Genomic DNA, 13579 nt, shown 5'->3' with positions numbered 1-13579 from the left:
AATCACCCCTTTGGTTCAAAAATGACTGCTACTAAAAAACCAAACAAAATGGCAGAAGAAATACCTGCAGATGTTAACTCAAAAATACCCATCGCTATTCCGATAAAACCATGTTCGTCAGCTGCTGCCATCGCACCATGAAGAAGTGAGTGACCAAAGCTTGTAATCGGAACGGTAGCACCCGCTCCTGCAAACTTGATTAAGTTATCATAGATTCCGAAAGCATCAAGACCTGCTCCTATCACTACAAACGAAGTGGTAACATGCGCTGGTGTTAATTTCAAAACATCCATCATCAATTGACCGACGACACAAATGGCGCCTCCTATTACAAATGCCCAGAAAAATTCCATCTTATTGTCCTCCTTCCGCCCGCTCTAAAACAACGCCATGAGCAACCGTTGGAATACTTTCTTTTTGCTGAACCATAACAGGGTTTAAAAGTGCTCCTGTCGCTACCATAAGAACTTTCTTTAAATTCCCTTTTCGGATCTCATCCAGGATGTACCCATAAGTGACAACCGCTGAGCATGCACAGCCGCTTCCTCCAGCGAACACCTGCTGACCGGAACGATAAATCATCAGCCCGCAATCGCGATGATTATCAGAAACATCATAGCCCTGTTCTTTTAACAGCATTTTTACGATTGGCGCACCCACACCTGAAAGGTCTCCTGTAGCGATTAAGTCATACTCATTTGGTTCAACATTCATCTCTTTAAAATGAGCAGCGATTGTATCCGCTGCTGCAGGTGCCATCGCAGAACCCATATCAAAAGGGTCTTTTATTCCTAAGTCCACAACTTTTCCGACTGTTGCTGATGTAATCTTAATATCAGAAACCTCTTTACTGACAAGAGCCGCACCTGCACCTGTAACGGTAAACGTAGCCGTATCTGGTTTTTGTCCGCCATATTCAGTTGGGTATCTAAACTGTCTTTCGGCTGTAGCGTTGTGCGAACTAACGGCTGCCACAACTCTGTTTGCGTAACCGCCATCTACCAATGCTGCGCCTAACGCTAGAGACTCCATAGAAGTTGAGCAAGCTCCAAATACGCCTAAGAAGGGGATACCATTCCCTCGAGCTGTATAGTTGGATGAAACGATCTGGTTAAGCAGATCACCTGCCAATAAAAAATTGATATCTTCAGGCTTCATCTTTACTTTCTGTAAACAAGCATTGATCGCGTCTTCCATCAGCTGCCTTTCAGCAAGCTCCCAATTCTTTTGCCCGCAATGAAGGTTGTTATATGTTTTATCAAAGTAACTGCCTAATGGACCTTCACTTTCCATCGGACCAACGGCAGTTCCTGCTGCATTCAGATACACATTATTCGCAAATTTCCACGTCTGTCTTCCTAATAAATTCATGCTTTCACTCCTTATGTCAAATGCTGAAAGATGTAGCGGATCATGCCAAAAACGTAGGCAGACACAGCCCCGAAAACGATAACTGCTCCTGCAAGTTTAAACAGATTTGTAGCCACTCCAAGTACAAGACCTTCACTCTTATGTTCTAGTGCAGCACTCGTTACAGCATTCGCAAAACCAGTTACTGGCACTACTGAACCTGCTCCAGCAAACTGACCGATCTTATCATAAACACCTAATCCTGTTAAAAGAGCTGCAATTAAAATGAGCGTTGCTACGGTTGGGTTGCCGGCCGTTTCTTGTGAGAAATTAAAAAATTCAATATAAAAGTTTTGAATCGCTTGACCAATTACACAGATTAACCCGCCTACTAAAAATGCTTTTAAACAATTTAAAACGTAAGGAGGTTTAGGCTGAATCGGTTTGATTTTTTTTGCATATGCTTGCTGTTCTTCTTTTGTTGCCATAAATCACTCACATCCTTAGTGGTTAATGTAATACATCCAATGAAACAAAGATCCTGAAATTTTACCTAATACAATCGCCATTAATATGATGATGATCTTCTCACCGAATCCTACTCTTTTTGCAAGAATCGGAAGTACGTTCAAGACTTCAGTTAAAGCAGCTGCAAGCATCCCTACAAAAATTCCTGCTAACAGGCCTATTGGAACGAGGAAGAATGCTGGAAATGTAATTGAAGCGTTTCTTAAGTTCATCCAGCCACCAATTACCGCTCCTAATATAATGCTTAATTCATAACCTCTGATGTACCGATATGTTTTTGAAAGCTGCATCAGTCTTGGTACGATTCCTAATACCGTTATCAGCGCAACGAGACCAGAACCAACTGTTATTCCTCCGCCAAATCCAATAAAAGCAACCAGTATGACTTTAATTCCCATTGATCTTTTTCTCGGTTTCTTTGTTTTCATGAACGATTACATATTGATCAAGGTCTTGTTGATAGTTGAACATCTCTACTTCTAACGGACTTGGTTCTTCGTTAAGCCTTTTCCGGAACAGATGGTTAAAAAACAGAATCATTCCTAGGCCAAGTCCGAATGAATAAGGAACTTGAAGCAATAAAGGCTGTTCTTTATAATGCCCAGTTATCATAAAATAGATTTTTTGATGAACAAGCTGCATGCTGACATCTTCATGAAAATTCATAATCGCAAGCGCAGAACCAGTAAAGAGCAGCAACCACACGAGTACAAAATAAACAGGTGCTAACTTTTTTTGTTTCATCTGAATCTCTAGAATCGATTGTGCAGGGCCGATTGTCTGAACATCTAACTCAGGCTTTTTCTGTTGAATCGTTCCAATCACACGCATGACATCTATAACAATCAAATGCTTATCTTCAGGGGTTACTTCATGGATAACATATCCCTTGATGTCTCTTTCTAACTCATCAGATGCAACAATCTGTGCAACCTCACCGATTGTAACCTTCTGATTCAAAAGGACCTGTACACGTTGACGCATACGCAGGTATACCGTTTTATCCAATTTCACTTCACCTCTTTCTTAAGCGCATTTGTGTTTAGTATGCGATACCGCAATTCTTATCATGCCTCACATCGAACACCATCCAAAAACTACCACAAAAAAGTTACAGATATAAAAAACTGTTGCGTATTCTTTGGTGTACTTGAAAGTAGTTGATTTCCGTTTCAGATGCTCGCTTTCCGCGGGGCAGGCGGTGAGCCACATTCGTACGTTTCACGTATAAGTGTCTCACCTGCCCGCCTGTCCCGCAGGAGTCTCGCACCTTACACTTCAATCAACTGTTCAAAGAAGCAACAATCCCTTGTGAAATCAATCTTTATCATAAAGTCTAAAAAGTAACTATTTGCAGGTACCTCAGAGTGTTCATAATAAAAAGCTGTTTTCGTATTCATAGTAACTTTTGAAAGTAGTGGATTTCCGTTCCAGGTACTCCCTTTTCGCGGGCAGTCAGGTGAGCCACATTTGTATGTTCACTCTTAAGTGTCTCACCTGACTGCTTGTCCTAGCCGAGAGTCACTCCAATCAACTAATCAGTGATGTTTATAGGTAATGCTTGATGCATTTAGTATCTTTATTTTGCAAGTCATAAAGTGCAGTAACTTGAAAGAAGCATTATAATGAGACGTTTAAATAACAGGCTCTTTTCTAAGCGATTTGCTATTGGATGTCTTTTTTTCTTCTTCATGCAAGTTGATTGAAGCTTAATGTTGCCGACTCCTATGGGACGAGCGGTCAGGTGGAGACTCCTAATGGCGCGTAGCGTGCCAGCTACCTGCAATTTCTTCTCGTAAGGCATTCGACGAGGAAGCTCGCTTCGGCAGGATTTACTTGTAGACGCAGGAGCACACATACTTCTTCGAACACCGTTCGCCCCATGGAAAGCGCGCAACCTGGAGCAGAAATCAACCACTAACCACCCACATCTTATGAGAAAGCATGGAGAAAACAAAAAACCAGATAGGACGTTTAAGTCTCCATCTGGTTTTTCATAAACAACAGTATTTTCTTTTCGAGTCTCGACACTTGTACTTGAGAAATCGCAAGACGATCAGCAACTTCGGATTGGGTTTGATCTTTAAAATACCTTAAATATACAATTAGACGTTCTCTTTCATCGAGCTTATCCATGATATCCTTTAATGCGATCTTATCAAACCATTTGTTTTCAGAGTGGTCTGAGATTTGATCGAGTAAAGTGATAGGATCGCCATCATTTTCATACACCGTTTCATGAATGGATTGTGGCGCTCTTACTGCATCTTGCGCCATGATCACATCTTCCACTGCAACCTCAAGATGTTCAGCCACTTCTGATATGGTTGGTGTACGCCCTAAAGACTTGGATAACTCGTCTTTTGCTTTTCTTACTTTATTTCCTGTCTCTTTTAAAGAGCGGCTAACTTTCACAGTTCCGTCGTCTCGAATGAAGCGCTGAATTTCCCCGATGATCATCGGTACTGCATAAGTTGAGAACCGTACATCATAGGAAAGATCAAATTTATCTACTGATTTTAATAATCCGATACTGCCGATTTGAAAAAGGTCATCAGCTTCATAACCTCTGTTTAAAAAGCGTTGAACCACAGACCAGACCAGCCTCATGTTTTTTTCTACAATCGTATCACGAGCTGACTGATCTCCTTCCTGACTCTGTTTGATCAATAACTTAATCTCTTCATCCTTAAGAAACGGTTCACTTTTGCTGCCTTTCACCTCGACATCCATAGACATACTCCCTTAATTACACATTGCTTTATTTTTGGTTAAGTATTTTGTCAAGTGAATCGTAGTTCCGTATGACGGTTCTGAGATGACTTCTACACTGTCCATAAAGTTTTCCATGATTGTAAAGCCCATACCTGAGCGCTCAAGCTCTGGCTTAGATGTATAAAGCGGCTGTCTTGCCTGATCCAAGTCACGTATTCCCATACCTTCATCACGGATTGTTAGATGGATCGTGTCCTCTTCAATGGCTGCTTCAATATAGACCATTCCTGTTGCTTTGTTTTCATATCCGTGAATAATGGCGTTCGTTACAGCTTCTGAAACAACGGTCTTGATCTCAGTCAGTTCATCTACCGTTGGATCAATTTGGGCAATAAAAGCTGCTACCGTAACACGAGCAAAGGATTCATTTTGACTTAATGCTGAAAATTGAATCTTCATTTCATTTCTCATTTTAAGCCACCCCCAAAGCCTGAAGGGCAAGCTCTTCATCTTCTTCAAGCCTGATAATCTTAAATAGTCCTGACATTTCAAAAAGTCTTTTTACCGCTGGTGATATGGCACATACTACCATCTCTCCATTTTGACTCTTGATCTGCTTATATCGTCCTAATATTACACCTAAGCCTGAACTATCCATGAAACTTAAACCTTCTAAATTTAATACAATATGATTTACCGTATGTTTTCTCAAATATTCTTCAACTTGTGACCGAAGCATGTCTGCTGTATGGTGATCAAGTTCTCCGTCTAAGCGGATACATAATACGGTGTGTTTAAGTTCCAGATTGACAGCTAATCCCACGCTATCCTCTCCTTCTTTTTTGGATAACGTGAAGTTTCTATAAAAATAGACGAATTCCTTCACTCCTGACAAAACTAGTGGGAATTCGCCTATAACTGTCAAGAATACTTCATAATCAGGAGGATTTTGACATTTGTCCTGCTGTTCGTTTGAAAAGTTTCCACCATGATGCTTTTTTTACTGTCTCTGAAGCTAGAACTGGACTTTCAGTGATCAGCTTATCCCCGCTATATATTTTTAAAGATCCGATCTGCTGACCTTTTTTTACAGGTAATTTCAAATCTTTATCCACATTTACTTCGGTTTTCACTTTTTGCGCTGTTTCACCTCTTTTTAATAAAAGGGAGATGTTTTCTGAGGTAACAACAGGCAGTTTAGATTTTTCTGCTTTTTGAACCTTTACTTCTTTTACTATCTCATGTCTGTCGTATAGTTTCTTAGTTGAAAACTGGGTAAAGGCATAATCGAGCATCGATGTAACTTGAGCATTTCTTTCTTTTGGAGAAGGAGCACCCATAACGACTGCAATTACCCTCATACCGTTCTTATTTGCTGTTGCAGTTAAACAATATTTTGCTTCATTCGTAAATCCAGTTTTCAAACCGTCTACACCCGGATAAAATTTAACAAGCCTGTTCGTGTTAACGAGCCAAAACTTCTTTTCTGATTCTTCTCTTAAATAATCTTCATAAAGTCCGGTGAACTTCGTAACTTCTTCATGTTTGAGAAGTTCCTTCCCCATGATTGCCATGTCGTGCGCTGACGTGTAATGTCCAGCTGCAGGAAGTCCTGTTGGATTCTTAAAGAACGTATCATTTAAACCAAGCTCTTTTGCTTTATCGTTCATCATGTTAACAAAAGACTCTGCTGATCCAGCAATATGTTCTGCCATTGCAACAGACGCATCATTGGCACTGCCGATCGCAATTCCTTTGACCATATCTTCTACACGCATCTCTTCACCAGGCTCAAGGAAAATCTGTGATCCTCCCATACTTGCTGCATAATCAGAGACACGAATCTTATCGTTCCAACTGATTTTCCCTTTATCAATGGCTTCCATGATAAGGATCATCGTCATGATTTTAGTCATACTTGCTGGCGGCAGCTTTTCATGACTATTTTTCTCAAACAGAACACTGCCACTATCTTGTTCCATTAAAATAGCCGAGTGGCTCTGTTCAGCAAGCTTCATCTTTTCTTTTTCTGCCGCCTCTGCTTTTGGGATAGAAAAAGCTGCTAGCAAACAAATACTAAGTAGACCTGAAATTACGCCTTTCATACAGTTCCCTCCATTCATATAGCTTTATTTTTTCCATAATTTTTCACTTTATACCGTTTCTTCCATCTAAAATACAAGCTAACTTTATACATTTTACAGATTCAGACTGGCTGCAGATTCGTTACTGGGGTATTCCTTTTACTGAATTGAGCGATTTCGGATAGAATTAAGTTCATTCTAGAAATAATTAAGCGATTTTTGACTACAATAAAGCGATTATCCTCCTAATAAAGGCGATTCGCTATTTCTCGACAAATCCACCTTCTCCTATACCCCTATAAATTGTTTTACTTCATAAAAATAGAAGCTGAATCTTCATCCAGCTTCCTTACTTGCCTTGCATCACTACCATAGGGAAAAGTCTATCCAGACAAAAAAAGATGACTCAAAAGTTTTAATCCTCTTGAGTCACCCTTAAATTTTCTAGAATTATTGTTTGATTTCTTTATATACAAGTGGTGGTGCTTCTACAGCATCCTTTGAAATCGTATAAGCATCACGAATTCTCTTTTTAACATCTTCTACATTCTCTGTGTTGCTGTAGATCGTTACAAGAGAATCCCCTTTTGATACTGAATCCCCAACTTTTTTGTTAAGCATCAGACCAACAGCTAAATCAATCTCGGATTCTTTTGTTGCTCGTCCTGCACCTAAAATCATTGCTGCTGTACCGATCTCATCGGCAATGATCTCAGATACATATCCATCTTCTTCTGCAGCCAATTCAAATGTATGAGCTGCTTGTGGAAGATTTTCTGGATGGTCGACAACAGAATCATCTCCGCCTTGTGCTTTTAAGAACACTTTCAACGTTTCAAGAGCCTTACCAGAAGTAATCGCTTCTTTCAGCATCTCACGTGCTTGCTCAAGGGAATCTGCTTTTTTCGCGAGATACACCATGTGAGATCCTAGTGTTAAGCATAACTCTTCAAGGTCTTTAGGTCCGTTCCCGTTAAGTGTGTCTATCGCTTCCTTAATCTCAAGCGCATTTCCGATCGCAAGACCCAATGGCTGACTCATATCAGAAATTACAGCCATTGTATTTCGTCCAACTGCGTTCCCGATTTTCACCATTGCGTTTGCAAGCTCTTCTGCTTCTTCCGGTGTTTTCATAAATGCTCCAGCACCTGTTTTTACATCTAATACAATCGCATCTGCACCAGCTGCGATTTTCTTACTCATAATCGAGCTTGCAATCAGTGGGATCGAATTAACCGTAGCCGTTACATCACGAAGACCATATAGTTTTTTATCCGCAGGTGTAAGATTTCCGCTCTGACCAATAACAGCAAGCTTATTTTTGTTTACTAAATCAATAAACTGCTGGTTGTCAATTTCAACGTGGAAACCAGGAACTGCTTCTAATTTGTCAATTGTTCCGCCAGTATGCCCAAGTCCTCTTCCTGACATTTTAGCTACAGGTACACCAAGAGCGGCAACTAGAGGAGCTAATACTAGAGTTGTTGTATCACCAACACCACCTGTTGAATGTTTATCAACTTTTATTCCTTCGATTGCAGAAAGATCGATTTGGTCACCTGATTCAACCATCGCCATTGTAAAATTAGCGCGTTCCTCAGTTGTCATGTCTTTAAAGTACACAGCCATGGCAAACGCAGACATCTGATAGTCTGGGATCTCGCCATTCGTATAGTTTTGGATAATATAATCTATTTCGGCTTTAGTTAGTTCTTTACCGTCACGCTTTTTTTGAATTAAATCAACCATTCTCATTTTAACAACACCACTTTCTTATAACGATACTTCAAAAACATTATATTTGTACTAATTGGATAAAACTTTGGTTTAGTTCGGTTTTAAACTTAAATTTCTTTTACAATTCCTTTTACTAAAGAAAGAAAATTAGCTTTTACCATTTCTGTTGTTTCCATAACTTCATCATGTGTTAAAGGCTGATCTAAGATACCTGCAGCCATATTGGAAATACATGAGATTCCAAGCACTTTCAAGCCCGCATGACGTGCGATGATTACTTCTGGGACCGTAGACATCCCTACAGCATCTGCACCTAGAACACGAAGCATTCTTACTTCAGCAGGTGTTTCATAAGAAGGCCCTGTGTTGCCGACATAAACGCCTTCTTTTAATGTGATGTTTAATTCTTTTGCTACGCCTCGAGCCACATCTTGAAGTGAAGCTGTATACGCTTCACTCATATCAGGGAAACGTACTCCGAATGTGCTATCATTTGCGCCAATTAACGGATTGACACCAAAATTGTTGATATGGTCTGTAATCAGCATTAAATCTCCGGCTTCAAAGTCCTTGTTTACGCCACCAGCTGCATTCGTAACTACAATTGTTTCTACTCCGATCAGTTTCATCACACGAACCGGGAAAGTTACTTTTTCCATTGAGTATCCTTCGTAATAATGAAAACGGCCTTGCATTGCAACAACTTGTTTACCAGCAAGCTCACCAATAACAAGCTGACCAGCATGTCCTTCTACTGTTGATACAGGAAATTCAGGAATCTCTGAATATGGAATAACAACTGGATTCTCAATTTCCTCCGCAAGGATTCCAAGTCCAGAACCTAGGATTAAGCCTATTTTTGGAGTTGAAGTAAGTTTAGATTGAATAAATTCAGCAGATGTCTGCAATTGTTTTGACATGTTATTTTCCCCCTTAACTTAAAGCTGATTTAAAAAGCTTTGACCGATTTCTGGTTTCTGTACATCGTAAATCTCTGCGATCGTTGCGCCAATGTCAGCAAACGTATTGCCTACATTCAGCAACTTACCTTCTTTGATGTTTTTGTGATAAACCATCAATGGTACATATTCACGTGTATGATCTGTTCCGTGATGAACGGGATCATTACCATGGTCCGCTGTAATGATAAGCAAATCATCATCTTTTAACTTTTCGAGAACTTCTGGCAAACGTGCATCAAATTCCTCTAGTGCCTCTCCATAGCCTTTTGGATCTCTTCTATGTCCAAACAGTGCATCAAAATCGACAAGGTTTAAGAAGTTAAGTCCAGTAAAATCCTCATCCATAGATTCAACAAGCTTGTCCATTCCATCCATGTTAGATTTCGTACGAATAGCCTTCGTTACGCCTTCACCATCAAAGATATCAGAGATTTTTCCTAGAGCGATGCTGTCGTAACCTTTATCTTCCAGCTCGTTCATAACCGTTCTTCCAAAAGGCTTAAGAGCATAGTCATGACGGTTAGACGTTCTTTCGAAAGATCCGGGTTCTCCTTTAAACGGACGAGCTATGATTCGGCCTAGCATGTACTTGCCTTCTCGTGTCATTTCTCTTGCTGTTTCGCAAATCTTATACAATTCTTCTAGCGGCACAACATCTTCGTGAGCTGCAATCTGCAATACTGAATCCGCAGACGTATATACAATTAATTTACCTGTTTTAACATGTTCTTCCCCAAGCTCTGAAATAATCTCGGTACCTGAAGCTGCTTTATTTCCTAGTATCCCTCTGCCCCACTTTTCAGTAAGCATATCAATCAGTTCATCTGGAAAACCGTCAGGGAACGTTTGGAAAGGTTCCTTTATATGAAGGCCCATGATCTCCCAATGTCCTGTCATCGTATCTTTTCCGTTTGAGAGTTCAGGAAGTTTTGCATAATGAGCAAGAGGATTCTCTGCCTGCTGTATCCCTTTCATCGTTGCATCAATATTTCCGAGTCCCAGTTTTTCCAAGTTAGGAACACTTAGCCCGTTCATTTTCTCTGCGATATGACCTAAAGTGTGGGCGCCTTTATCACCAAATTTTTCAGCGTCTGGCGCTTCACCGATCCCTACAGAATCCATTACGATTAAAAAAGTTCTCTTAAAGCATGATTGTTTCATTTTTTCCTCCTGAAGTTCATAAATACACTTTATTTACTATTTCCTTTTAGTAGAAACAACAAACAAAACCTCAATGATGTCAGAAGTCTGACATCTATTTTTAAAAATAAAGCTCACGCCCTCGGATGGAAGGCGGAGTATACATCTTTTAATCTTGTTTTCGTAACATGCGTATATATTTGTGTTGTTGAAATGTCAGCATGTCCTAACATTTCTTGTACGGCACGCAAGTCAGCTCCATTTTCTAAAAGGTGTGTAGCAAAGGAGTGCCGAAGCGTATGCGGTGTTAGTTCCTTTTCAATATGAGCTTTTCTTGCAAGCAGTTTTAGAATTTTCCAAAATCCCTGACGAGATAAACGATTACCATGGTGATTCAAAAATAGAGCTTCTGTCTTCTTACCCTTTAACATGATTGAACGTCCATTGTGTAAATATCGTTCGATCGCTGCCTGAGCCATCTTCCCAAGAGGGATGATTCTTTCTTTGTTCCCTTTTCCTACACAGCGGATGAAACCCATATCAAGATGTACATCTCCTAAATTAAGCTGTACGAGTTCTGAAACACGAATGCCAGTTGCATATAGAAGCTCAAGCATCGCTTTGTCACGCTGTGAGAACGGGTCGTTCGAAGCTGGTGTATCCAGCAATGCTTCGACTTCTTGAGTCGATAACACTTTCGGCAGTTTTCTTTCTGTTTTTGGTGTCTCAATATGTACAGAAGGATCTTGGCTTGATACCTTCTCTCTTAAAAGAAATTGGTGAAATGAACGAATAGAAGCTATATTACGAGCAAGTGTCGTGGAAGCCTTACCATTTTCCTTTAAAAATAAAAGATATCCCATAATGTGATTACGGTCGATCTCATGAATGGTTTCAAGAGATTCCACTTTTTCTAAGTAACGTACATACTGAGTCAGATCTCTTTTATATGAATCAATTGTGTTTTTTGAGAGGGCTCGTTCTACAATAATATATTGAAGAAAATCCTGAACATGACCGTTCACTATACCCCTCCTTACTCACCTGTTTGGTAAAAATAGAAAAGCCTTTTCACAACGTTCGAATCCCTGTCAGAACTCAAATTGAAGACTTTAACCGCTTTCCCTTTAGGTTCGTCATATCTATGATAGTTTTCGTATTCCTGGTTGATCCATAGCAAACCGAAATAAAAAACAAGCGTGCAGATCGAAAATGCAAAAAACACCTTTGTTGTATTCCAAACGATTCTCATCCAGGAAATCATCATGTCCACCCCTGTCCTCATATAGTACAGGTTATGCCCATATGTTCCCTGATTATACATAAAAGTTAAATCTACAAATCATACGTTACCCGATTCTCAAGATTTTGTAAATATTCTTTGCTTTATATTTTGTAAAAGCATTTAAAATAAAGTCTGTTTTTGAAAATCTTGTTGTTCTTGGAAGTAGTTGATTTCCGTTTCAGGTTGCTCGCTTTCCGCGGGGCGACCGGTGAGCCCCTTGCCGCTTTGCGCCTTAAGGGTCTCACCTGACCGCTCGTCCCGCAGGAGTCTCGCACCTTTCACTCCAATCAACTTGTCAAAGAAGTGAATGAACAAAAAGATTAAAATGCAACAATCCTTTAGAAAACAGCCTTTCCTAAACATTGGTGTTTTGAAAGTAGTGATTTCAGTTTCAGGTTGCTTCGGTTTACGTGTAGTATGCGGTGAATGTTGCTTCAACCAATTTATATCCATTTTTAAATAAGAGAAGAAAAAAACAGTCAAAAACAAAAAGGAAGCGCAATTACTCGCTTCCTTCACTCTCTGTATCTTCCTTTGGATGACATCTGTGACAAATTCCGTGAAATGTCAGCCTGTGATCTTTAATTTTAAAATTCCAGCCTTCTTCAACAACTTTTTCCACATCGCCAAGAAGGTCTTCTTGTATTTCATCAACTGCTCCACACTCGATACAAACAAGGTGATGATGAAAGTGATCGGCACCTTCTGTTCTAAGATCGTAACGGGATACCCCATCACCAAAGTTAATTTTATCTACTACTTTAAGTTCGGTTAAGAGTTCCAGAGTACGGTAAACGGTCGCCAAACCAATTTCTGGCGCCTTTTCTTTTACGAGCAGATATACATCTTCCGCACTTAAATGATCTTCTTCGTTTTCGAGGAGGACTCTCACGGTCGCCTCACGCTGTGGAGTCAGCTTATAACTTTGTGAATGAAGCTGTTTTTTGATACGGTCGATTCTGCTTTCCATACCCTTTTCCTCCTTATGTATACACAAGACAATTATAAGCATGGAGAAAAAAGTTGTCAATTTAAAGTCATTTTAAATAACGATTTAAACTTATTATTAATAAATATTTATTATTAATTATTGAATCGACCATTTTATCACTTGTTCCATTAATGCCGGTGTAAAAAAGGCTTCCATTGTGGAGGCAAAAAGCACCAATATACCAACTCCTGCTACTAATAGCGTATATCTCATGAGCTGTGGCAAAAAAGGCATATGATGTCTCTTAAAAGCTAGCTGGCGGATCATCTTAATAGAAAAAGCAACAGCAGCTACTGTAACGATAATGAATGCAGGTATCAATAGTACGTTTTGTGGCAGAACAGAAACAAAAGAGAGCAAAAACCCATACCAGCCCATCTGATTAACTAAAAATCCTACCGTAAATCCGATCACTACTCCTTTTAAGAACAACATCACTAAAATGACAGGCAGTCCTATAACAGATAACCCTAGAACCCACATTAGACCCATATATTTTAAGTAGTGGCCGAAACTCTGAAAAAACATATCCGATTTACTAGTAAAGCCACCTTCAGCTGCTTGAACAAAAAAACGAGATAAATACGTATAGAGGTCTTGTTTCTGATTTAAACTCAATGAATTAACGATAATTGCTCCGAAAATGACACCCATTAAAAATAAAACTCCAACAAACGCATACAACGTTTTATTTTCTTCCAGGTGACGATGCATATAATAGCGCACACTATCCATTATGTATGGCCTCCTCCACCGAAACTCTTAATTCTATTCTATGAATTTGGGG

The 13579-nt window shown here is 39.7% G+C and carries 18 protein-coding genes; all 18 read right to left on the bottom strand.

Going from position 1 to position 13579, the window contains the following annotated elements; translation table 11 throughout:
• Positions 1-2: 2 nt before the first annotated feature.
• The gene (gene spoVAE, locus P8610_RS03050) at positions 3-353 is read right to left on the bottom strand and encodes a stage V sporulation protein AE (protein ID WP_289495252.1); all 351 of its coding nucleotides are present in this window, start codon (positions 351-353) and stop codon (positions 3-5) included.
• 1 nt (position 354) lies between these two features.
• Positions 355-1371 carry a stage V sporulation protein AD gene (gene spoVAD / locus P8610_RS03045; RefSeq protein WP_289495251.1) on the bottom strand — a complete coding sequence of 339 codons (1017 nt, stop codon included), beginning with the start codon at positions 1369-1371 and terminating at the stop codon, positions 355-357.
• A gap of 11 nt (positions 1372-1382) precedes the next feature.
• Positions 1383-1838: a stage V sporulation protein AC gene (gene spoVAC, locus P8610_RS03040; protein ID WP_289495250.1), complete on the bottom strand. Its 456-nt coding sequence runs from the start codon at positions 1836-1838 to the stop codon at positions 1383-1385.
• 15 nt (positions 1839-1853) lie between these two features.
• Positions 1854-2276, bottom strand: coding sequence for a stage V sporulation protein AB (locus P8610_RS03035; RefSeq protein ID WP_394603026.1), 423 nt, complete (start codon positions 2274-2276; stop codon positions 1854-1856).
• The gene (locus P8610_RS03030; protein WP_289497615.1) at positions 2266-2886 is read right to left on the bottom strand and encodes a stage V sporulation protein AA; all 621 of its coding nucleotides are present in this window, start codon (positions 2884-2886) and stop codon (positions 2266-2268) included. Before P8610_RS03030 ends, P8610_RS03035 begins: the two co-directional genes overlap by 11 nt.
• Before the next feature lie 103 nt (positions 2887-2989).
• Complete coding sequence (locus P8610_RS03025) at positions 2990-3148, bottom strand: hypothetical protein (protein WP_394603025.1); 159 nt, start codon at positions 3146-3148, stop codon at positions 2990-2992.
• A 704-nt stretch (positions 3149-3852) separates the two neighbouring features.
• Positions 3853-4611, bottom strand: coding sequence for an RNA polymerase sporulation sigma factor SigF (gene sigF / locus P8610_RS03020; protein ID WP_289495246.1), 759 nt, complete (start codon positions 4609-4611; stop codon positions 3853-3855).
• Between the two features lie 12 nt (positions 4612-4623).
• Positions 4624-5064: an anti-sigma F factor gene (gene spoIIAB / locus P8610_RS03015; protein WP_198767686.1), complete on the bottom strand. Its 441-nt coding sequence runs from the start codon at positions 5062-5064 to the stop codon at positions 4624-4626.
• Position 5065: 1 nt separating this feature from the next.
• Positions 5066-5416: an anti-sigma F factor antagonist gene (spoIIAA, locus tag P8610_RS03010; protein WP_066242024.1), complete on the bottom strand. Its 351-nt coding sequence runs from the start codon at positions 5414-5416 to the stop codon at positions 5066-5068.
• Positions 5417-5531: 115 nt separating this feature from the next.
• Entirely contained in the window at positions 5532-6698 is a 1167-nt protein-coding gene (locus P8610_RS03005) for a D-alanyl-D-alanine carboxypeptidase family protein (protein ID WP_394603024.1), read from the bottom strand.
• A gap of 429 nt (positions 6699-7127) precedes the next feature.
• The gene (locus tag P8610_RS03000) at positions 7128-8432 is read right to left on the bottom strand and encodes a pyrimidine-nucleoside phosphorylase (RefSeq protein WP_394603023.1); all 1305 of its coding nucleotides are present in this window, start codon (positions 8430-8432) and stop codon (positions 7128-7130) included.
• Positions 8433-8521: 89 nt separating this feature from the next.
• Positions 8522-9334, bottom strand: coding sequence for a purine-nucleoside phosphorylase (locus tag P8610_RS02995; RefSeq protein ID WP_289495243.1), 813 nt, complete (start codon positions 9332-9334; stop codon positions 8522-8524).
• Positions 9335-9352: 18 nt separating this feature from the next.
• Positions 9353-10537 (bottom strand): phosphopentomutase, encoded by a 1185-nt coding sequence (gene deoB, locus P8610_RS02990; protein ID WP_394603022.1) that lies wholly within the window; start codon positions 10535-10537, stop codon positions 9353-9355.
• A 113-nt stretch (positions 10538-10650) separates the two neighbouring features.
• Positions 10651-11541 (bottom strand): site-specific tyrosine recombinase XerD, encoded by an 891-nt coding sequence (xerD, locus tag P8610_RS02985; RefSeq protein WP_289495241.1) that lies wholly within the window; start codon positions 11539-11541, stop codon positions 10651-10653.
• 11 nt (positions 11542-11552) lie between these two features.
• Entirely contained in the window at positions 11553-11783 is a 231-nt protein-coding gene (locus P8610_RS02980) for a YqzK family protein (protein WP_353958300.1), read from the bottom strand.
• Positions 11784-11921: 138 nt separating this feature from the next.
• Positions 11922-12320 (bottom strand): hypothetical protein, encoded by a 399-nt coding sequence (locus P8610_RS02975; protein WP_394603021.1) that lies wholly within the window; start codon positions 12318-12320, stop codon positions 11922-11924.
• On the bottom strand, positions 12304-12771 hold the full coding sequence (locus P8610_RS02970; protein ID WP_394603020.1) for a Fur family transcriptional regulator: 468 nt from the start codon (positions 12769-12771) through the stop codon (positions 12304-12306). The genes P8610_RS02975 and P8610_RS02970 overlap by 17 nt, the downstream gene beginning before the upstream one ends.
• Before the next feature lie 117 nt (positions 12772-12888).
• Positions 12889-13527: a stage II sporulation protein M gene (gene spoIIM / locus P8610_RS02965; protein WP_289495238.1), complete on the bottom strand. Its 639-nt coding sequence runs from the start codon at positions 13525-13527 to the stop codon at positions 12889-12891.
• Between the last annotated feature and the right edge of the window lie 52 nt (positions 13528-13579).

Origin of the sequence: Fictibacillus sp. UD, from assembly GCF_043558025.1 — a bacterium.
Lineage (GTDB): Bacteria > Bacillota > Bacilli > Bacillales > Fictibacillaceae > Fictibacillus.
The sequence above is the reverse complement of the archived record's forward strand: the minus strand, read 5'-3'. Positions and strand labels throughout refer to the sequence as shown.